The 20852-nt window shown below is 53.6% G+C and carries 24 protein-coding genes; 4 read left to right on the top strand and 20 right to left on the bottom strand.

The window, feature by feature from the left end:
* The first annotated feature begins 202 nt into the window (after positions 1 to 202).
* Positions 203 to 1660, top strand: coding sequence for a membrane-bound lytic murein transglycosylase MltF (gene mltF, locus AB6T85_RS13450; protein ID WP_253459260.1), 1458 nt, complete (start codon positions 203 to 205; stop codon positions 1658 to 1660).
* A gap of 132 nt (positions 1661 to 1792) precedes the next feature.
* Here mltF and tadA read toward each other — a convergent pair whose 3' ends face one another.
* The 3 genes from tadA to murQ all read right to left on the bottom strand — a co-directional run bounded on the left by tadA (position 1793) and on the right by murQ (position 4006).
* Positions 1793 to 2305 (bottom strand): tRNA adenosine(34) deaminase TadA, encoded by a 513-nt coding sequence (gene tadA, locus AB6T85_RS13455; protein WP_369895818.1) that lies wholly within the window; start codon positions 2303 to 2305, stop codon positions 1793 to 1795.
* A 39-nt stretch (positions 2306 to 2344) separates the two neighbouring features.
* Complete coding sequence (gene yfhb, locus AB6T85_RS13460; protein WP_253459257.1) at positions 2345 to 2983, bottom strand: phosphatidylglycerophosphatase C; 639 nt, start codon at positions 2981 to 2983, stop codon at positions 2345 to 2347.
* Between the two features lie 120 nt (positions 2984 to 3103).
* A complete protein-coding gene (murQ, locus tag AB6T85_RS13465) occupies positions 3104 to 4006 on the bottom strand; it encodes an N-acetylmuramic acid 6-phosphate etherase (protein ID WP_301730821.1) in 903 nt (300 codons plus the stop codon).
* Positions 4007 to 4165: 159 nt separating this feature from the next.
* Here murQ and AB6T85_RS13470 point away from each other — a divergent pair, with 159 nt between their 5' ends.
* From AB6T85_RS13470 to AB6T85_RS13480, 3 genes are all read left to right on the top strand, one after another.
* Entirely contained in the window at positions 4166 to 5005 is an 840-nt protein-coding gene (locus AB6T85_RS13470; protein ID WP_369895820.1) for a MurR/RpiR family transcriptional regulator, read from the top strand.
* A gap of 325 nt (positions 5006 to 5330) precedes the next feature.
* On the top strand, positions 5331 to 6614 hold the full coding sequence (locus AB6T85_RS13475) for an O-antigen ligase family protein (RefSeq protein WP_369895821.1): 1284 nt from the start codon (positions 5331 to 5333) through the stop codon (positions 6612 to 6614).
* The gene (locus AB6T85_RS13480) at positions 6611 to 7375 is read left to right on the top strand and encodes a glycosyltransferase family 25 protein (RefSeq protein ID WP_369895823.1); all 765 of its coding nucleotides are present in this window, start codon (positions 6611 to 6613) and stop codon (positions 7373 to 7375) included. The genes AB6T85_RS13475 and AB6T85_RS13480 overlap by 4 nt, the downstream gene beginning before the upstream one ends.
* Before the next feature lie 409 nt (positions 7376 to 7784).
* Here AB6T85_RS13480 and AB6T85_RS13485 read toward each other — a convergent pair whose 3' ends face one another.
* From AB6T85_RS13485 to AB6T85_RS13565, 17 genes are all read right to left on the bottom strand, one after another.
* Positions 7785 to 8210, bottom strand: coding sequence for a tail fiber assembly protein (locus AB6T85_RS13485; protein WP_369895825.1), 426 nt, complete (start codon positions 8208 to 8210; stop codon positions 7785 to 7787).
* 2 nt (positions 8211 to 8212) lie between these two features.
* Positions 8213 to 9193 carry a gp53-like domain-containing protein gene (locus AB6T85_RS13490; RefSeq protein WP_369895826.1) on the bottom strand — a complete coding sequence of 327 codons (981 nt, stop codon included), beginning with the start codon at positions 9191 to 9193 and terminating at the stop codon, positions 8213 to 8215.
* Positions 9194 to 9195: 2 nt separating this feature from the next.
* Entirely contained in the window at positions 9196 to 9765 is a 570-nt protein-coding gene (locus AB6T85_RS13495) for a baseplate wedge 1 family protein (RefSeq protein ID WP_301730827.1), read from the bottom strand.
* Entirely contained in the window at positions 9762 to 10964 is a 1203-nt protein-coding gene (locus AB6T85_RS13500) for a baseplate J/gp47 family protein (protein ID WP_253459239.1), read from the bottom strand. Before AB6T85_RS13500 ends, AB6T85_RS13495 begins: the two co-directional genes overlap by 4 nt.
* The gene (locus AB6T85_RS13505; RefSeq protein ID WP_369895827.1) at positions 10964 to 11317 is read right to left on the bottom strand and encodes a contractile injection system sheath initiator; all 354 of its coding nucleotides are present in this window, start codon (positions 11315 to 11317) and stop codon (positions 10964 to 10966) included. The genes AB6T85_RS13500 and AB6T85_RS13505 overlap by 1 nt, the downstream gene beginning before the upstream one ends.
* Positions 11314 to 11970 carry a Gp138 family membrane-puncturing spike protein gene (locus AB6T85_RS13510; RefSeq protein WP_369895829.1) on the bottom strand — a complete coding sequence of 219 codons (657 nt, stop codon included), beginning with the start codon at positions 11968 to 11970 and terminating at the stop codon, positions 11314 to 11316. The genes AB6T85_RS13505 and AB6T85_RS13510 overlap by 4 nt, the downstream gene beginning before the upstream one ends.
* 40 nt (positions 11971 to 12010) lie before the next feature.
* A complete protein-coding gene (locus AB6T85_RS13515) occupies positions 12011 to 13120 on the bottom strand; it encodes a hypothetical protein (protein ID WP_369895830.1) in 1110 nt (369 codons plus the stop codon).
* On the bottom strand, positions 13117 to 13425 hold the full coding sequence (locus AB6T85_RS13520; RefSeq protein WP_253459228.1) for a phage baseplate plug family protein: 309 nt from the start codon (positions 13423 to 13425) through the stop codon (positions 13117 to 13119). Before AB6T85_RS13520 ends, AB6T85_RS13515 begins: the two co-directional genes overlap by 4 nt.
* A complete protein-coding gene (locus AB6T85_RS13525) occupies positions 13425 to 13991 on the bottom strand; it encodes a phage baseplate protein (protein ID WP_369895831.1) in 567 nt (188 codons plus the stop codon). The genes AB6T85_RS13520 and AB6T85_RS13525 overlap by 1 nt, the downstream gene beginning before the upstream one ends.
* Complete coding sequence (locus AB6T85_RS13530; RefSeq protein ID WP_369895832.1) at positions 13988 to 15634, bottom strand: phage tail tape measure protein; 1647 nt, start codon at positions 15632 to 15634, stop codon at positions 13988 to 13990. The genes AB6T85_RS13525 and AB6T85_RS13530 overlap by 4 nt, the downstream gene beginning before the upstream one ends.
* A complete protein-coding gene (locus AB6T85_RS13535; RefSeq protein ID WP_125289489.1) occupies positions 15624 to 15776 on the bottom strand; it encodes a DUF6889 family protein in 153 nt (50 codons plus the stop codon). The genes AB6T85_RS13530 and AB6T85_RS13535 overlap by 11 nt, the downstream gene beginning before the upstream one ends.
* A 35-nt stretch (positions 15777 to 15811) precedes the next feature.
* Positions 15812 to 16237, bottom strand: a complete 426-nt coding sequence (locus AB6T85_RS13540) for a phage tail assembly chaperone (RefSeq protein WP_125289488.1) — start codon at positions 16235 to 16237, stop codon at positions 15812 to 15814.
* Positions 16238 to 16240: 3 nt separating this feature from the next.
* Positions 16241 to 16681, bottom strand: coding sequence for a phage structural protein (locus AB6T85_RS13545; protein ID WP_125289487.1), 441 nt, complete (start codon positions 16679 to 16681; stop codon positions 16241 to 16243).
* A 10-nt stretch (positions 16682 to 16691) separates the two neighbouring features.
* Positions 16692 to 17843 carry a DUF3383 family protein gene (locus tag AB6T85_RS13550; protein ID WP_301730836.1) on the bottom strand — a complete coding sequence of 384 codons (1152 nt, stop codon included), beginning with the start codon at positions 17841 to 17843 and terminating at the stop codon, positions 16692 to 16694.
* A gap of 3 nt (positions 17844 to 17846) precedes the next feature.
* Positions 17847 to 18392 (bottom strand): phage neck terminator protein, encoded by a 546-nt coding sequence (locus AB6T85_RS13555; protein WP_369895835.1) that lies wholly within the window; start codon positions 18390 to 18392, stop codon positions 17847 to 17849.
* Between the two features lie 94 nt (positions 18393 to 18486).
* Positions 18487 to 18924 (bottom strand): lysis protein, encoded by a 438-nt coding sequence (locus AB6T85_RS23770; RefSeq protein ID WP_436830343.1) that lies wholly within the window; start codon positions 18922 to 18924, stop codon positions 18487 to 18489.
* 29 nt (positions 18925 to 18953) lie between these two features.
* Positions 18954 to 20774, bottom strand: a complete 1821-nt coding sequence (locus AB6T85_RS13565; protein WP_301252076.1) for a putative phage tail protein — start codon at positions 20772 to 20774, stop codon at positions 18954 to 18956.
* Between the last annotated feature and the right edge of the window lie 78 nt (positions 20775 to 20852).

Genomic DNA, 20852 nt, shown 5'->3' on the forward strand with positions numbered 1-20852 from the left:
TATAAAGAATCCCCATCTGTTACGAAACCGTTTGCGCAGAATTAATCGGCACAGGGAATTGCCTGAAAAGCGCACAATTCCGCACAAATCTGGTTGCGCCGCCGCAGGGAGTTGCGCAAAATGCCCCACGCTCAGGGACCATTAAAGACCACAAATACTGCCGTTACAGACAGAATCCTGAGAGAAATCGAGAGATAACCATTTGAAACGCCTGAAAATTAATTATCTGTTCATCGGGCTGGTGACGGTACTGCTCGCGCTTGCGCTGTGGCCGTCGATCCCGTGGCACAGCAGCGGGCTGGACCGAACGGAACAGATAAAAGCACGGGGAGTGTTGCGCGTCAGCACGCTCAATTCGCCCCTGACTTACTACACAGTGAATAAAGCACCGGCCGGTATGGATTACGAGTTGGCGAAACGCTTTGCCGATTATCTGGGCGTAAAGCTGCAAATCACGGTGCGTCAAAACCTCAGCGAGCTGTTTGACGACCTGGAAGAGGATAAAGCAGACGTGCTGGCGGCGGGGCTAATCTACAACAGCGATCGCCTGTCGCGCTTTCGCACCGGCCCGACCTACTATTCCGTTTCCCAGCAGCTGGTTTACCGGATGGGCAAGCCGCGTCCGCCGAATCTGGGCGCGCTGAAGGGTCGCCTGACGGTTGCGTCCGATTCCGCGTTCGCTTCGACGCTGCGCGATATCCGGCAAAATCAGTATCCCGATCTGGACTGGGCCATCTCTACCGATCAGAGCCCGAATGCCCTGCTGGAAGCGGTGGCGGACGGCAAGCTCGACTATACGGTGGGCGATTCGGTGTCGATCGCGCTGCTACAGCGGATCCATCCGCAGCTGGCGGTGGCTTTCGATATCACGGATGAAGAGCCGGTGACCTGGTATATGGCGCGCGACGAAGATGACAGCCTGTATGCGGCGATGCTGGACTACTTTAACCAGATGGCGGAAGAAGGCGCGATGGCGCGGCTGGACGAGAAGTATCTGGGCCACGTCGGCACCTTCGACTATGTCGATACCCGCACTTTTCTGCGCGCCATCGACAGTATGCTGCCTGCTATCCGCCCGCTGTTTCAAAAATACGCCAGCGAGATCGACTGGCGGCTGCTGGCGGCTATTTCCTGGCAGGAGTCGCACTGGAACCCGCAGGCCACCTCGCCTACCGGCGTGCGCGGTATGATGATGCTGACCCGCAATACGGCGGACAGCGTCAACGTCAGCGACAGAACCGATCCGGAACAGAGCATTCGCGGCGGCAGCGCGTATCTGGTGAAAATGATGGAGAAGGTGCCGCCGACCATCCCGGAAGATGAGCGCATCTGGTTCGCGCTGGCGGCGTATAACATGGGCTACGCGCATATGCTGGACGCGCGCAGGCTGACCGAAAAGCAAAAAGGCAATCCGGACAGCTGGGCCGACGTCAAGCAGCGGCTGCCGATGCTGAGCCAGAAACGCTATTACAGCCAGACCACCTACGGCTACGCGCGCGGCCAGGAAGCCTACAACTATGTGGAGAACATCCGCATTTACCAGCTGAGCCTGGTGGGCTATTTACAGGATCAGGAAAGGAAGCTGGCGCAGCAGGCGGCAATGGAAGCGCAGCTGGGTAAAGGCTATCCGGCCGTGGAGCCGCAGGTGGCGATGAACTGAATATGGGCGCGGCGAACGGCGGGGAAGTAAAAACACCCTGAGCGCGGCACGGGCGACATTTTATGCGTCTTTAAGCCAGGCCACGTTCTCTGCTCTTTTCTGTAAAAGGGCGCTGTTATCCAGCGCCCTTGTTTATTCTCCTTTCAGCATCTCCGCGCGCAGCCTGTCGCGCAGCGCCTTTTTCTCCGCCCGACGATGGCGGAAGAAATCGCTTAGCATAGCCGCGCACTCTGCCGCCAGCACGCCCTGCTCCACGCTGACCTGATGATTCATGCCCGCATGGCCTAAGATATCCAGCAACGACCCCGCCGCGCCGGTTTTCTCATCCCGCGCGCCAAACACCAGCCGCCCCACTCTGCCGTGCACCATCGCGCCCGCACACATCACGCACGGCTCCAGCGTTACGTACAGCGTGGTGTCCAGCAACCGATAGTTTTCCAGCACCTTGCCGCCCTGCCGCAGCGCCATAATCTCCGCATGTGCGGTCGGATCGTGATAGCCGATAGGCCGGTTCCAGCCTTCGCCGATAACGGTATCGCCCTGCACCAGCACGGCGCCGACGGGCACTTCGCCTTCTTCCCAGGCACGGCGCGCCAGCGTTAAAGCATGGCGCATCCATTTTTCATCAATTTGGGTATCGCTCACCTGAGCCTCCAGCAAAAAATCGCGGGGCAGTATACCCGTTTACTCCAGCTGTTGCAGTTCGCCCTGCGGCGTCACCCGCCAGCGATGCTGGCAGAAGAAAAGCAGCGGGTTATCCTGCTTGCTGTCGCTGTAGCCGCTGTAAAGCTGTAAAGGCGTACCGATACGTTTTTCCAGCTGCGCCACCTTTTCATGTCCCAGGCAGCGCATTGTCAGCACTCGTCCACCGTAGCCGCGTGACATCTGGCTGGCGATCGTTTTTACCTTCGGCAGAAAAGCAGAGTCAAAATAGACCAGATCCACCAGCGACTGCGGCGAGCCGGTAATCAGCCAGACGTCAGCGTCAGCGCTGTTCAGGTAGTCGGTCAGCCGCTGCTGCACCACCGGGAAAGCGGTGACCCGTTGCCGAAACCACTGCGCAAAGGCTTTTTCGCGCACCAGCAGCTTCTTTTCGCTGTGGCCGAACGTAATCGCCCACAAGAGCAGACTCATCGGCCAGCGCGAAGCGCGCCCCTTGAGAAGCAGGCCGGCGCCGATCACGGGCAGCAAAGGTGCCACCAGCAACAGGTTGAGCGGCTGACGCCATAGCAAATAGCGCATAAAAGTGCCGAACATATCCTGCTGATGCAGCGTGCCGTCGAGATCGAAAAATACCACACGTCGTTCCTGACCAGTTATCAAACCTTTCTCCTCGGGGAAAACCCACAAACCAGACGCGTTTCGCGCCGTCATAACGCTGTTAATAATAGTGGACGCTGAGACAGCAATGTCAAAACTGCGCGCGGTGCGGGTAAATCCGCTTCAGCGCATACTCGCCTGTAATGCCGCGCGTAAGAAGCCGCCGTGTTCGGCAAGCAGCGTAGCGGCTTTTGTTGCATCAACGCCGCTCAACACCATCAGGATAGCGGTTTTTACTTCATATGCCGTTTGCCGAAGCGCCCGTTCCGCCTCTTCCCGCTCGCAGCCCGTCGCCTGGCAAACCATCCGGCAGGCGCGATCGACCAGTTTGACGTTGGTCGCCTGCATATCCACCATCAGGTTCTGATAGACCTTGCCGATTTTCACCATCGCGCCGGTGGAGATCATATTCAGCACCAGCTTCTGCGCCGTTCCCGATTTTAGCCGCGTCGATCCGGTGAGCGCCTCTGGCCCCACGACCGGCGAAATGGCGATGGCCGCTTCATGCGCGATGGGCGAGTCCGGGTTACAGGAGATTGCTGCGGTGCGGCAGCCGGACTGGCGGGCGAAACGCAATGCACCAATGACATAAGGCGTGCGTCCGGAAGCAGCCAGGCCGACCACCATATCCTGCGGCGTCAGCTTCAGCGCCTGCAAATCGCTGACGCCCAGCTGTTCATCATCCTCGGCGCCTTCGACCGCTTTCAGCAGCGCGCCTGGCCCGCCCGCGATTACCCCTACCACCAGCCCATGCGGCACGCCGAAGGTCGGTGGACATTCGGAAGCGTCCAGCACGCCGAGCCGCCCGCTGGTACCCGCGCCCATATAGATAAGCCTGCCGCCTTCCTGTAACGAAGCGGCTGCCGCGTCTACCGCCTGCGCCACCTGCGGCAGCGTCCTGCGCACCGCTGCTGCAACGGTGGCGTCCTGATCGTTAAATTTCGTCACCATCTCCAGCGTGGAGAGACTGTCGAGGTCCATCGTGTCTGCATTACGTGTTTCTGAAATCAGTGCGCCAAGATCCATGCTATCCTCACAAATGAATTTTTAATTCTGTATTCGGCTTAATTACTGAATATTATATTCATAACCGTTTTCCGAAGGGTCTTTTTTACTAAGCTGGCCGCCTTTTATAAGGGTAGCTGACGTGCTGAAGCGTGTTCAGACCGTTTTAAGGAGGAGCCGATGAGCTCACTATTACGTATTCGCCAACTCTATCCCACGCTGGCGCTGAACGAGCGACGCCTCGCTGACTTTTTACTGTCGCAGCCGGATCAGGCGCGGCATCTCAGTTCGCAAAAGCTGGCGGAAGAAGCGGGCGTCAGCCAGTCCAGCGTGGTGAAGTTTGCGCAGAAGCTGGGCTACAAAGGATTTCCGGCACTGAAGCTGGCACTGAGCGAATCGCTGGCGAAAAAAGACGCTATTACCGTGCATAACCTGATCTTAAGCGACGATCCGTTAAAAGTCGTGGGCGAGAAACTGCTGGCGGAAAAACAATCCGCTATCCGCGCCACGCTGGATATTAATAGTGAGGAAAAGCTAACGGAAACGTTGCAGCTGTTGAAGGAAGCGAATCGCATTGTACTGGTAGGTATCGGGGCGTCGGGGCTGGTGGCGAAAGATTTTTCGTGGAAGCTGATGAAGATTGGTATTCATGCCGTGGCCGAGCAGGATATGCATGCGCTATTAGCCAGCGTGCAGGCGCTGGATCCGGGCGATGTGCTGCTGGCAATTTCCTATACGGGTGAACGTCGCGAAATCAACCTTGCCGCTCAGGAAGCGCGGCGTGCCGGGGCCAGCGTGCTGGCCTTCACCGGCTTTACGCCGAACACGCTGCAACAGTGCGCCACGCATTGCCTTTATACGGTGGCCGAAGAGCAAACCACCAGCAGCGCGGCAATCTCTTCGACTTCTGCGCAGCTGGCGCTGACCGATCTGCTGTTTATGGCGCTGGTGCAGCACGATCCCGAACGCGCTTCCAGCCATATCCGCCACAGCGAGGCGCTGGTGAAGAAGCTGGTTTGAGGCTCGCGCCAGCGGTAAAGCAAGATAGTGCTGTCTGGATAGTTCAAATGCGCAACAATGGAATTTATCTTTTTTTTCAAACAGATAGGTAAGACCCCGCACTTAACTTTAAGCGGGCTGTTTTGATTTTTCTTTATAGATCAGTTATAAACGAAGGCTAATTTTCTCAGTTGGCAGTACTAAAATTACTCCCCTGAAGGCAGGCGCAATGATTATCCATAAAGGAAATGGCGGCAGTATCCCCAGCAAATGTTATCAGGTATTTATTCAGTTAACGTTCATTCGTAACGGTTTAACCTCCCTTGTGCCAAGGACTCTATTCTAAATGAGCGAATTACCTTCCTCCCGGAAATATACAAGAAATGAGCAAGTCACCAGGGTAATATTTTTTGGTTCTCTGGCATTACTCTTATTGATACTGCCTTTCGGATTTGTTCATGAAAAGGCCAGCAGAGTTTCATTCTATCTTTGTAGCTATCTTTGCGCCGCTGGCATTTTACTGAACTTTAAAGATATCCGCTCAACGCTTTTTAATTCCAAAATAATCCTTCCCGGCCTGCTATTGGCAATCATGTTTACAGTATGGTCACTGTTCGCATCGTATAACAAAATTCCCGGCGTGGATAACGGCCTCTTATTCACCCCGGCTAAACGCTGGTTTTTAGCTACGCTTATCGCTTTGTTTACCCTGTGGGGCGTAAAAAAAGAGCTGATCAGTAAGACGATACTTTATAAATTAACGTGGGTTTCGTTATCTTTTGCCTTTATCCTTTCCAGCGTTTACGGCATCTGGCAGCATATAAACGGCGTCGACAGGATCGTTCTTGGCATAAACCGCGCTACGCTTACCGCCTATGCTTATAGCGCGCTGGCGTTGGCTATGATGACCATGCTTAATCAAATAAATTCGCTATCCGTCAGGTTTACCGCCATCATTTTTACCTGTTTGCTCTCTATATATATCATTCTACTGACTGAAACCCGTTCTGCCATGTTTATCCATACGCTTCTGTCAGTGGCGATAATGGTTAGTGCGCTCTGGCGCGGTAAACTCATCAAACCTTTACCGGTGATAGCCATCGTTATAGCTTTTGCGACCATCGCTACCTTTGGTAAGAGCATCATTTATTCACGAGTTGATACCACGCAGCAGGAAATAACACGATTCAGTCAGGGTGATGACCACACATCTTTGGGATCTCGTTTTACCCTGTGGCAATCGGGCCTTGTGGCTATTCAGGAAAATCCGCTGGGTCAAACCCAGGTCACCAGAAACACTATAATACGCAACTGGATCACTACAAACCATCCTGATTCATTTGCGCTGGAATATATTGATGTTCACTTGCACAATGAATTCCTACAGTACACCTCGCTATTTGGCGTTTTTGGCTTCCTTATCCTTTTATTCTTTTTTATAAAATTGATTTTTGATAATGGTACAGCAGGTATCTTTAGTAACCCTGTCTCGATTATGGCAATCTCTGCGTTGCTGTATGGCATGACAGATGTGCTGTTGACCTCTATAGAGTATATAGTACTGCTCAGCACACTGATTTTGTTGGCCAGCCTCAACAGCAATAAAAAAGTAATAGCGGATAAAAGATGAGTAATATAGCCATTTTCGTGATCAATTTGCCTGTCTCTACAGACAGGTTACAATCTATGCAGAGACAGTTGGCTGCTATAGGTAAAGAATTTTTTACTATTAAAGCTGTCGACGGTTCGAAAATAGCCGATGACGAGTTCTTCTTCTATAAAAGAGAGGTGAGCTACGCCATCACTAAAGGGGAAGTGGGCTGCGCAATGAGCCATTTGAAGGCTTATAAGCAGCTGGTGGACTCTGACTATGATCTAGCCTTAATTCTGGAAGATGATGTCACCGTTCCCGCCGATATTGGGAAACATTTGGAGAGTATCGCTAAAAATAACAGTGACAGGCATAGTACCGTCACTCTGCTTTCTGATATTAACCAATATCAGAACAAGCAGCTTTATTCTACAGATAATACGCATCATGTTCATAAAGTACTTAATGCAGCCTTCTCGCACGGCTATGTGATCAATAAAGCGGCGGCAAAAAAGATGCTGGCCAACCTCTTTCCAGTCTGGTGCGTCGCAGATCAATGGACAACGTTTCAAGAGTTTGGGTTAATTGATCTTCACGGGGTAGTGCCATCATTGATAAATACCTATGAACCGTTGGAAAAAGTTACCACTATCGGGGACAGGGGTTCAGAGTCTATAAGAAACGAGAAAAATTTAATATGGGGCAGGATTAGAGATTCACGCCCTGTAACGTTAAAAGTAAAGAAAAGCTTGTGGCTGGCTTTTGTCAGGCCCTTTATTTCCATTAAGAAAAAATATTAATCTGCCAATAGCATTCGAGGTAGTGAATAATAAGTCACTATCTCGAGAGTTTTCTAAGTCTAAAATAAATGTAATTTTATTAAACGAACGTAAGGCAATGCTTTGCTTAACTAAAGATTTAGGAAATTGCCCCCCGGAACTTGACCATTATTTTTATTCATTTCCATGTTGAGCAAGATGCGGAAACAATCTTTATTATTATGTGAATTACCACACGAAACAGTACATTTTTCAGAGGCAGTCAAAAACATCAGAAACTGAAAATAAATAGTATATTATAACAACTGATTTTTATTTCATTACATAGCTTGTGCAATATAATTTGCATCATAGTTACTTTTACTAACAAGCAGGAAAACTATCAGTAAAGCAGCTTTTTTGCCGCTTTACTGGAATATTATAATACTATTCAGGGCTTTTCAGGCCAAACGATATCAGGAGCGTCACTGATATCAATCCGGTTTAGCAAGACCCTATATTTTTTCCATGCGGTAAGCTGCGCTGCTTCTTCCCTGGTCGCCTCATCTAGCTCGATTGCATCCTGCAACGGGGCGATAGCTATCGTTGCTTCTGCTATTAAAGTTCTACGTTGTTCTTCTGCGAGGGCCAACAACTGTTCTGCTGTAGGAGCTGGCGGAGAAATTAAAATTGGATTGCCATAATTATCAGCAGTTATAATTTTCCCCTCAGCCTGCCCCGCATATAGTTTATTATATACCCCCTCACTGACCATAACGGCATCATCGGGCCAGCCATTTGGTGAGGCTTCATAATCTGCTTTCATGGTCTCTGGGTAAAAGCCGTTAGTTTTTTTACTGTAAAAATAGTTATTCATATTTAATATCCTAGCGCGATCCAATGAAAACCAAGGCTATTAGTGGTGGTTCTGCTTGAAAAAACAGAATTATTAGCAACTTGTAAATAAACAACTCTCCCCAGATCCTGATCGGTTCCTAAACTGCCAATAACAGCCAAGGCAGCTCGTGGGAAGGAAATATTAAAATTATGGTTTTCAACATTGCTTGAACCGTTTGAAGTACTCCCCCATTGAATAATAAAACCGGTCGATATATCTTTAAACCAGCCTGCCCCACTAAATTGTGTGGATGGGTTGTTCGGGCCAAAAACCCGCTGCCCCATTTCAGTCAGGTAGCGAGAAGTATTCAAATCGCCATTGCCACTGATTGTAATTCTACCTGTTTCAACAGAATTATCTGAATTAACAGTACGAAGAACAAATCCACCTGAACCAGAACCTCTGTTACAGACTAATGCCCCTTCCCCCGTACCGTTACTTTCATTCCATTGCATGTACATACCCTGCGAGTTTCCTGGCATCGTATGGTTGTTAACAAAAATACCGGGGGCTTTTATACCGTTGGAGCCTACAGTACCGCCTTCTGCAGGAAAAGCCCCCACGTCTGCCGCGCTAAGCCCGTTTTTTAACGCCAGGCTACCCAAACCAAGATTGCCGCGCGCCTGCGCTACGTTATTTACATCCGCAAGGTTTTTGCCGGTCTGCAAATACCGGCCATCCAGCTGAGCAGTTGCATTATTTAACAAGGCTTTTAACAGTGTGGCCTGTAATGCCGCTGTGTCGCCATCGTCCAGCACATCATTACCGGATTTATCTGCCATAAAGCTGGCTACGACGGAAGCAATCGTTGAGGCCTGTCGCCAGACCTTATTCAGCTGTTCGCTTCTGGCGATGCCGGTTTGAAAGCCGTTTGCCGTAGCATCCAGCGCTTCGTAATCCGCCTGTGACAGCACGTTTGCGCTTTCGCCCGTAGCAAAAGGTTTAAAGTCATTTTTTGCCATCGTTATTCTCCATTAATTTCATAATTTACCGTGACGCCAGCGGGCTTGATCGCCAGATAGCCCTGCTTAATAATCTCTTTGGTAATGGTGGACAGGTTTTTTGCCGTCACATATACCGTTACGGTCATATCCTGATTATCGGTAAAGGTGATATTGATATCCTGCTTCGTATAGATTTCTTGCAGAATTGCGGGCAACGTGTCGGCCGTGCCGTCCCACTTATTGGCGCCGATTTTAGCGCGCAGCATCGTGCGATAATCCTCATCATCCACTTTGATAATGCCCGAATCGGGTTCATACCTGTCTTTCCAGCTGCCAAGGTCGAAGCCCAGCGAGGCCTTATCAAAGGTAAAAAAGTAATCTTCAATCGGTGCGTTAATACTTCTGGCTCGCCCGATCCACTCGCCTAAAATATCAAGCTGCGCGCCGGTAGCGTTGTCTAAATCTAACGCCGTTACGATTTCGCTAAAGAGATCGATAATTTCTTTTTGCGGCCGCGTGGTTAAATCAATGTGCTCGACGTATTTCGCTTTTCCGCGATGGTAGTTGGTGATCAAATCGGTATAGTTCATGCGGTCACCGATATCGTAATATTATCCGCCTCGCAGCTGGCAAATTCGTTATAGCCGATAGCGATATTGCCTGAGGAAAGCGCGGCTTCGCTTTTTCCTGCCAGCAGGCTCAGGATGTCGTAGTACTGGCTGTCCGTACTGTCCTGCCCTGTCGTCAGGTTAGCGGGCGAATAAAGACGGCTGAGCAGAACGCTGTTGCCGATCCCCAGACTATTGATATAGGCCGCCAGCGCCTTTTTAATTTTCTCCGCGATGGGGCTGGTGTAGCCCGTCAGCGCTTTCAGCTCCAGCGACAGATAAACCGGCACCGGCACCGGCCGCGAAAAGCGGATCGCCTGCGGCGTGCCATAGCTGTCGGCAAGCGTTATGGTGGTATTGCCAAACGTGCCTACGCCCAGCGATTTCTTTTTGCGAATAACGTCGGCGATCGTATTTGCGTCACCGCCCTGCACCACTGCCGAAATAGTATGGCCGGGCAGCCCATTCGCATCCTTATCATCGCTGTCGTTCTGGTAAAGCTTATGCCCGACGACGCCTGCGATATTTGAAATTGCGCCGTCCAGCGCGTCAAAAGTGGTCAGCGCCGTCAATGAAACGCTTTGCGCCTGGCGCAGCCGCAGTTCCGCGTCCGTTTCGGCAACGCTTCCCGTGGCCGCCGCGTTCAGGTTGGTCACCGTCTGCCAGCCGCGCGTCGGCGTGTTGATTTGGTTAACGGAACCACTTACCGCCGCTATCGGCCCGGTTTCCGCGCAGGTGGCCGTCACGGTGACCAATCCCGTGGTGGCAATCGTTACGCTTGCGGGCAGGTTCCAGATAACGTTATTACTGTCCCTGACCGAGCCGTTAACAATGGTGGTGCCCGGCGTGCCGCTCAGCTGTAAATCCACCGTTGAGTTGGTCGCGGGTTTACGCACGATACCGTTGATTTTTACATTGCGCGTCAGCGCGTCGCCCACCGCGGTGGACGGCGAAAACGAGTTGTAGCAGGTTATCGCCATATTATTGGCATCGTGGATAGCCAGCGCCATAATCGCTATCATCTGCCCGTCTTTGCTGTCCGGTTCCAGATAGGCGTCGGTGCCATAAATTTGTCGGAAATAGTCGGTCAGCGCGCTGAGGATTGTCTGGTAATCAGGCGCGCCGATCCCCTGGGCCGTTATCGTTGCCGATAACCCCAGCCTGTCTGTCTTAAGAGCCATTATGCCTCGCTTGTTACTGTCGTCGTGCCGTACAGCGTTTCCACGGTTACCGTGAAAATTGCCCGGCGGGATGAAGAGTCGAACGTGGTATTGAAAGAGAGAATGGACTTAACGCCCTGGGTGGCAAGGATGCGCTGGCGCAGAACCATTTCCGCCGTCGCGCTGTGCTGCTTGCCGGTCAGCGATTGCAGCCAGGGCGTGCCTTCCGTGGTATCCAGAAACCATTGCCCATACCATAATTGCAGCCGCGTTTTAATCGCCTGTGCCACGCACGCCGGCGAGTTAACCAGGAAAGCGCTGTCCCCTTTGCCAAAGGCGTAATCGCCGTCCTGCTCTTCTCTGCGATATCTCATTGCGGTCCCCTTGTGTAGCTGCTGCCGCTCTGGATGCCGCCATGAACGTGATCGATCTGGCTGATGCCGCCAGCGGTCTGATCGCCGGTCGAGGTAATATCGCCATTGACGTGCAGATTGCCGTTAAGCGTTAGCCGCGTAGTGGTGATATTGACCTCGCCGCTCTGTTTCAGCTCGATAAAGGCCTGGCCTTCATCCGTACGGATTTGCAAAGCCTCCGTGCTGATAGCGCTGATTTTTTCCTTCTGGGACTGCGGCCCGACCAGCGCGAAAGCGTCGGACAGATCGTGCTGACGCGGATCGACCGGTTCCTGCACGTCGCCGTTTTGCCACCAGAAGTCGATGCAGCGATCGCTGAAGATCACCAGGCATTCATCGCCCTTTTTAACGGGAAAGGTGATGGTACAGCCGCCGCCGCGGGGAAAAATCACGGGAACGTCGACCAGCAAAGGCAGCGCCTGAGAAACCGGCTGGCCGCTGGCATTGCGCACGCTGCCCTTAATGGCCGGCTGCACCACGCAGGTTACAGTGTCGGGATCGAAGGATTGAATAATGCCGGGTAAGGCTACGCGTAGCGTTGTGGACACCATGTCCGCTAAAGCCCGATACGCCTGAGCTTCCCCGCCAATCACTGACTGGATAGAAACGGGCATAAAAACTCCAAAAAAAAACCGCCTCAGGCGGATGGTTGAATTAGTGCGGCGCAGCGGGCGCCTTAAGGGCGGTCTGTTTATCCCGCACGATGCAGGTCAGTGTCATATACCAATTCTCATCACGGGTATCACCTTCGTAAGTGATACCTTTAACGATATAGACGCCGTCGGCCGCGATATCGGCAGGCGGCTGCGCGTTCTTTTGCTCGCCCTGGGGCGCCGCCTGCGGCTGCGCTTTGTTCCCTTTTGCCGCCGCCTCTCTTTCTTCGGCGGCCGCGCGGTTGACCGATTCCATGGCATTACGCATGCTGTTAAGCGCAGCCTGATTGATATGCACCAGACCATGCAGACGAAGCGTTGGGTCGATCAGGCATTTGATGTTGACCCCTTCCGTGGTCAGTTCGGGCGCGCCGATCATGCCGGTCTGGCTGTTCAGCACCACAATGCGTTCGAGATAGCTTTCTTCCGGCACCATTTGCAGTTTGCCGTCGACAAACTGCCAGGTCGCGCGGCACTGCGCGGCAACGTTATCCATCACCTGGCTGGCCGTCTGATAGAGTACCCGCCCTCTGGGGAAACGCGTGGGCGGCATGGTGCCGGTGGCGCCAGCGGTCACGCCGTAAGGATTAAAGCTGCGCAGGGTTAACCTGTGGATGGCGCTGGCATCGTAACCTGCGGCGACGGTAGTGTTGACCGTTGCCTCCATTGCGGCCTGATGACCATCGATAGCCTGAATTTTCAATACGCTTTCCGGACTAGCCTGCGTAGATTCTTTGGATCCGATCTTATCAATAAACGCATAGCGGATTTCGCCGCTAAAGATTTCGCCGTAATTTGGGCCTCCTGATTTAACCGGCGGGTTTTCGATCGCTTTTCCCACCATATAGTCAGGTATAACCGGCTCCTCTTCGTTCTTATCCGGCAGGACTCCCGTATAGCCCGCGATAAGGCGCAGCTTTTTATATTTGCCGCTCACGATCGCGTTGCGGGTTTCCGCACTCAGGTTATAAATTTTAATCTCCGCAGTGCTGCCCTTGCTTTGCACATGAGTAACAATTTTGAAATCGACCTTTAAATCGCCCAGGATAATCGACGCTTTACTGGCATCTTCCAGCAGCAGCTCACAGTAGCGCATCCAGTTAACGCTCATGCCGCCTCCGTGATAATGCAAAGATGCGCGGTGTAACCGAGATCGTACTGACCCGGCGCGGTATTGCCGCTGCTGTCGGAAAACAGCCACAGGCCAAAGCCCAGCTGCAGATAAGCATACTGCGCCACCAGGTCGGCGCCGGTCACCAGCGGAATGCCCGCGATAATATCCCCGCCGTCGCTGTTTTGCAGATCGAGAAACCAGCCGCTCTCCCGCCAGATAATGCGCATTTTATAATCGCTATTATTGATGGAAATATCGAACAGCTGATTATCGGGCGTCAGCGGAATTTCGGTAATAGTCATCAGCTGCTCCCCCTCGTGAGAACCACATTCGCCGGGCCGGGCCTGGCGACTTTCTTACCGTTATTCTGCACGGCAGAGGTTTTTGCGCCCTGCGCCATATTCTCCTTTTCCGCGCTGCTGAGCGTTCGCGTCTGCGTAATCATCAGCTCGGTCAGGCCTAACGAGGCGAACAGCACGTGTTCCGTAGAGGCATCCGTTGTCACGGAAATTGAGGTAATCAGCATATTGTTGTACAGCCGCTTGCCGGTCACCACGGTCAGCGGCTGCCTGTTGGTCATCAGCTCCCGCAAATTCTGGTAGCTTTCTGCCGGGCTTAACGATGTCTGGATACCGAATTGTGTCGTATCCATAAAGTCCACCAGCGAACCGCCGCCGGAAAAGCCTACCTCCATAGTCAGCTCCGCAGGCGAGAGATAAGCATGATCGGCGATGGTGGCGCCCGCTTCGACAGGATGCGTGGTGACGTTCAGTTTGTCGGTGTGGCTCTCTTTCATTACCACATTGGGAATAAGCAAACCGATTTTACGTTTGCTTTGCATTAATAGCGTGGGGAAACCTTTTATCATACCGGCATATTCCTTACGGTCTGGACGAATTGCGAGTTCACATCGAACTGACTGTCCGCCACTCTCTGGGCCGTCAGGTGTGGCTCGCCACCCTGCACATAAATATTGGTTTCCTGCTGGATGCCAACGGTGCTGTCCGCCCGACTCTGCGCTATTTCACTTTGCCAGGGTAAACGGCCGCCCATGCTGAAAGGCAGCGCGCCTGTCAGATTGTCATTGGCAGACCACGTCATCACGTTCGCCAGCATCCGGGCCTGCTGCGGGTTCAACGGGCTGTTTGGATCCGCCAAACCCGGCAATGAGATGTCCGACACGGCGGCCTGTGTCTCTCCGGCCATTTTTTTCACAAAGCGCCAGATTGGACTGTTGGCCAGCTTATTAGTGATATCGGTAAAGAAGTTATCGAAATAGTTCTTCACCTTATCCACGGCGGCGGTCATGCCCGCCGACCAGTTACCCGTCACAAAATCGGTAATAGCCTGTAGCCCGCCCTTCCAGTCAAGCGTGCCTGCCGTAAGCTGGCCGAATTTCTCCAGCAGCCAGTCCAGCGCCTTTTTGGCCGCGTTGATGCCTGGCGCCCACTGGTCCCAGTCAATCAGGGTTTTTCCGCCCTCCTGCCAGGTTTTATAGCTGTCGTAAAGCGTGAAAAGCAGCGCTACCAGCGCCACGACTATTCCTATGGGCGAGAGTAAAAAAGCGCTGTTCAGCGCCAGCCAGGCCGCCGTCATTACGCCAAGCGTGACGATCAGCTCCTGCGAACTGCTATCCAGCGAGTCCCACCAGCCGCTTAAATCGGCCACCGCCTGGATCAGACGCAATATGACCCTTTCTCCCACTTCGGCAAGCAGCAGCAGCAGGCTTACCGCGCCATCAAGCACGCGCTCGACGTCAGGCGCGTTGTCGGTCAGCTTCTTCGTAAAGTTATCGAAGATCTCCCCAAGTCCGTTGTTCAGCCGGCTGCTGCTGTTGGTTTGCAGCAGTTCGACAACCTCATCAAACTTGCGCCTGGCCGTCATAAAGTGGTCGGCGCCGGAGACGGCCTGCGTCATATTGACGCCGAGAGAGTCGGAAAGCTGGTTATAGTCGCCGATAAATTTCCCCAGCCCTCTTTGCATAGCGACCAGGATATCGGGCGCAAGTCCCAGACTATTGGCGGTCGCCAGCGCCTGCTCTTCCGGCATAGCGCCAAGCCTGCTGCTGGCCTCGCTGAAGAGTTCGCTGTCCGTTTTTTTCTGGCCGCTGGCGTCGCGCGTTGCCACGCCCAGCTTATTCAGGCGCGCTTGTGCGCCCGGCTTATTAATGAGGGTCTGGAAAGCTTTCGCTATGGCATCGTTGCTGAGGCCGGTCTGGGCCGCGCCGTATTCCAGCGCGTTGAGATCGCCCGCTGGCGTACCGGCATTCTGCGCACGGACGCCAAGCTGCTCCAGACGGCTGGCGAAGCGGTTGATGTACTCCACCAGCGCTTTACCCGCCTGCTCTACCGTCTGTTTGATCTTTTGCAGATCGAGCGCCTTTGCCGCCTGTTCGTTGTTTTGCCAGCCCGGCGCCTCAACAAACTGCCTGACTTTTTGCCAGCTGGCGGCCTCCGCCGCCAGCTGTGTATCCAGCACCATCAGAAAATTTTTTGTATTTTCAGCGTTCATTGGCCTGTTTCCATTGCTCAATGCGGTGTTGATTATCCGCTTTCAGATCCAGCCAGTCGTTCAGGCGGGCAATATCCGCCAGATCCACTGAGCCATCCTTGAGCGCGGTGTAGCTGATAAGCCCGGCATCCACCGGGCGCATCAGAAAATCTTCCCCGTCAGGAAGCGTTTCCAGTGTCAGCCCGCTGCCGGGACCTCGCTCCTGCTGACGGGGAGTTCGGGCAAAAAACTGCCCAGCGAATCCTCCACTACCCGCAGCACCAGCTTCAGCATGGTGATCAGATCGAGGTCATCGAACATCAGCACACCCTGAGAGAAGATCGGCACCCAGCTTTTTGCCTGCTGGCGCGAGACTACCGCCAGGCAGGGATGCAAAATCGCATTGGTGTCTTCCTCGCTCATGTCGGCCAGCGAGTGCGCAATAGCGGGCAGCGCTTTTTCCAGCACCTGGAAATAGTCGCCCTGCGCCGCCGCCGATTTCACCGTGTTAATGTCGGAGAGCAGCCCGGCCAGCAGCGGCAGCAGCTTTCGCGAGACTTTAAGCTGTTGAAAAACGTCCAGCTTAGCGATACGGAACGTGGTTTCGTTGAGTGTGAATTCCATCGATTAATATTCCCCCATCACCACATCGATTTTGATGCAGTCGAAGATCCAGGCGGTGGTGCCGCCCTCTTTGGCGAATTTACGATCGGGCAGCTTCTGGAAGGCCACGCCGCGCGCGGTGATGACTTCACCCGAGGCGCTGTTGCGGATCACGATAATATTTTTCCCCCAGCTGGCAGAGCTTGCGCTCTGCGCGTTATAGGCCAGCGAAAGCTTTTTATTCACCGGCGAGGTTTCCAGCAGATTAACCGTAATCTGGCCGGACGTGCCCGGCAGCAGGGTATTCATCCCTTCGCCGTCAATCCCCAGCTTCATGCTGTTTTTATTTTCCTTCATGGAAACGGTAATGCCCTCTTCCGAGCTGCCGGAACCGCTTCCCAAATCAAATACCGCGCCCGGGCCAATAAAAGAGGCGGTAACATCCATAAATGAATAGGCAGACATATTTTTTTCCTTAGCGAACAACGTTAATTTGGACATCGGCGTAGTGCACGGCACCGGCCAGTTTGCAGGCAACCTGCATCAGCGGCGCTTTACGCGCTTCGCGATCGGCCTGCGACTGCAGCGCCAGCGGCTGGGCATAGACGTAATAGCCTTTGGTGAGCATGTCGCCGGCAGCCAGCTGGCCAATCTCGCCGCCGTTCCAGACGCCCGGCGCGATCAGCCCGTTGGTCACGGCCTGATCCATAGATGCTTCCACATTGCCCATCAGCCGGGTAATGCCCGCTTCGGTCTGCGGAATTTTGCTGGCAGAGGTGTAGAGCAGGTTATACAGGTTGGTCTGCACGAAGTTTTGCAGCCAGTCCAGCCCGTGGCGCTCGTCAAAGAAGTCGCCGTTAGCCATGACGCCCTGTTGCAGAATGGCGCTGTCGTTGGCGAAAAGGACATAGACGTTGGCCCTTTTGCTTTCCAGCGCGGCGGCCTGCCTGGCGTTCAGGGTTTCATAAGCGATGCCCGGCTCCTGCTTAAATTTCAGCGTCAGCGTGGTGTTGCTGCCGTTGAAATTAACGGTAAAGGCACGGGCGAACGCGGAAATCGCGGCAAAGCGGCTGCGGGTGGAATACTGCACAAAGGTGCGCGCATAGCCTGCCGCTTTCAGCCGGGCGGCGACGTCCGTGGTGGAAGTTGCATCCAGCACCGCTGCGCTGCCGGTGGTAACGGCAAAGACACGGCTTTGACCGGCTGATTCGATAGCCGCCGCCACGCCGAGTACATCTTCGTCGCTGATAACGTCGTCTGCGGCGGTGGCCACGGCCAGGCCGTACCAGTTAGCATATTCCAGCGCGGCGTTGACGGCTTCGACCAGCGTTTCTGTCTTACCCTCTTCGTCCGCGGCGAGCGTTTTAGCCCAGCGGCCGATATAAAGCTGCTGCGGCTGCGGCGACTGCGCAAACCAGACGGCGGCCGCCTGGTATTCGGCGGAATCCAGGCCAAAGTCGGCCCCAATATCGGCGGCGGCGGTATAAAGACGCAGGCGTTCCGTCAGGGGGATTACCGTGGCGCTCCCCATAATCAGCATTGAGCCAAAGTTACGACCGGAAGCGGCAACGGGTGACATCAGGACGTCAACATTCACGATGCCGGATAAAGGCAATCCTTGAGGCATATTTTATTCTCCAAAAAATTGAACGGGTGTTTCCACCAGTGAGTAAATTCCGTAGAGACGGAATATTTTACGAACAACATTGACCGTTAATTCATAACGGCGGGTCTGAGCGTTATTAACCATTTCCAATACGGTGGTAATATCGCTGCAATCGCTGACGCCAAGCGAAAGCTGTTTTAAAGCGGCAAGGTTTTGCGCCAGCATATTTCCGTCGCGAAAACGAGCGGCATAAAGCTGGGCGGAAGGGCCATAGAAATGCAGTCGGCATTCCATCCGTTCATCCCGCCACAGCTGGACATTGTCCTCCTGTTGGTTAGTCAACACGGGCGTGCCTTCGGCGGCGATTTTCATCACCATAAAAGCGCAGCCGCTTTCGCCGGTCGGCAGCCATGCAGGCGGCGACGCGCCGTCGTCAACCGCCACCCGATCGGCAGCCAGGCCGGTAAGCCCCTGGATCCACGTGCTGAGTTGTTCTTCCAGCGCGGCGTCCCTGGCTGGTTCGTCATTAAGCGGCGTCAGCCAGCCGGCTGTTTTACTGGTATTCGTCACCAGCACACCTCCTGTTAGTTATTGCAATGAAAAGCAAATTGCAGGCAGCAGAAAAGCGGATGAAAAGATTTCATCCGTCGGGATATAACGCTTATTAAGGCTGACACTGCTGGCGAATATAATCCTGTAATCCCGCTATCTGAATGCGGGCCGTTGCTATTCTTTCTCTGAGAGTGAAATAATACCGTTGAGCGGCGTCAGTAAGTCGGGGGCCGGCTGCATCAGCCACGCCGACGGCGCGGGCCGTGGAGGCGCTGTGGCAGCTGGCGGCGAGCTGCAGCCTGCGCTGGCCAGCAGCAACATCATGCTCAAGCTGGCCAGCGTTTTCCCTGGCCTGTTGCAGTTGCGAAACATATTTTTTATCCATAGCGGCCGCGGCGTTAAGCCGTTGCTGTAGCGTATTAACCTGCTCCTGCTGCTGCCGAAGCTGATTACGGGTATCCACATAGTGGGAATGATAAAAAAGCGCGGTTTTTACTGCGGCCAACATAACAACCGACAGAAAAATAAAGATTAGCCATTTAGCGTTCATTCATTTCATTCGTCCTCTCCTTTTATTTATCAGAAATAGGCCAGCTTGCGGTTTACGCCGTTAATTTTAACGGTGATATAGCCTGCAGGCGTTGCGGTCGCCGCCGGCGCTTCCGCTACTGCCGTCGTCAGCGTCGCCAGGCTGCCGTCAAAGCCATAACCGGCAGTGCCGTTATGAAAATTCATCACCGTAGAGAGCGTGACGCGTTTAGTGGTATCCAGATCGGTGACTTCTGAGAAGTCGGCGCTGAACAGCGAGCACTCTCCCGCTTCAAAGCGCGACGGGCCGGTGGTTTTCAGATTGACCATCACGTCGCCGCACTGCGCCTTGAGCTTGATCCAGACTTCGCCGTACAGGCCTTTGCTGTCGCTGGTTCTGACAATGCAGTCAACCACGCCCGAATCCCCTTCATAATGCAGGTTGCCGCCAACGGAGCTGGCGCCGCGATAAAGGTTCAGGTAGGCCTTACCGCAGACGTTGGTCAGCAGCGGCGCATCGGCAGGCTGCGTAACGGTATCCCTTAGCGTTTTGCCGTGCATTTCCAGATGCCAGTGCTGGTTGGCATGAGGGAAAAAGAATTTGCCGACGCGGAACCATTTATCCTCATCCGTCGTGTTGCTGACGCGGTAGCCGGAATACCAGCCGGCCTTCAGGGAACCGGTCATCTCCGAACCGTAGTTTTCATCGCGACGCCAGCCGTATTCAAAGCCTGACAGCCACGGCGTACCGGATCTGCTCAGGTCGACTTTGGCGCCGGACTGAAGGCTGAGGGCGCGCATCGTGGCCCTGGTGTAGTTCAGCTTCAGCGGATTTTCAGAAGACTCGATGCTCAGCGCGTCGATAATCCACTGGCCGTTGCTCAAATCGCCGGGGAAACGCGTGTGTTCAATCCAGACGTTGCGGATCAGTCCCTGGGTGACGCGCGGCATATAAAGCGTGGCGTCGCTGTATCCTTTCTGGAAATTACAGTTCGACAGCTCGACCGCCGTCGAGTGATCCCAGACGCCAATAACAGAATCCGACCACTGGATATCAAACACTCGCGCATAGGTGGTGTTGCTGTAAATCTGATCCAGACGCGTATCCAGCGTATCGAGCAATTTGAAAGCGGCGCCGCCGATATTCTCAATGCGGCAGCAGGTAATATTGACGAACTCGCCTTCAATCACGGTATTTTCAAAAAAGGGCTGCGTGTTGCTGACCATTTCCGGCGTAATCACGCCCGTATTGGTTTCGGTGTCCGCCGTGGCCTGACCGTCCCAGAAGATGCCGCGGATAGCGGTGCGGCGCGCCTTCACTTTAAATACCGTCGCGGCGGACTGGTCGGAAACAATAATGGTGCGCGGTGACACGCCATATTCGCAGTCGTCACCGTACAGGCTGAAATAGTTGATTTCGCCTTCGCCGGTAAGATCGACCGGGTTTACCAGGAATTTCCCGGCCGGGAAGCGAATACCCACGCCGTGGATCGGATTTTTGCTGGTATCGCTAATCGGCGATGAAAAAGCCTGTCCCCATTTATACATATTGATGCAGGCGTCATGGTTGACTTTACCATTGTCCGCATCGAAATTACTGTCGCCGCGCAGACGCTTGCCGCCGAAATGATAGATATTAATATCTTCGACGTTATCAATAATACGCTTCCAGTAATAGCCGCCGCCCGTCGCTACCGCCACGGAGCCGCCATCATCCTTTGATGCTGCTATCGACGCATCAATAAAGCCGACGAAACGCCCGCCGCCCTGAAAGGTGGAATCTTTATCGTAATAACGTTTCAGCATGGCGATATCGCCAGAGGCGGAAGGTTTGGTGGTGCGCAACTCTGCAAATGAATTAACTTCAATCATCTTGATTTCCTTGGGTTGTTGGTTAGTTATTTTTATGGTTATGGCATAGCGAAACGCCACGGTTTTTAGCGAAGAAAA

It is taken from the genome of Erwinia aeris (genome assembly GCF_041224955.1).
Lineage (GTDB): Bacteria > Pseudomonadota > Gammaproteobacteria > Enterobacterales > Enterobacteriaceae > Erwinia > Erwinia aeris.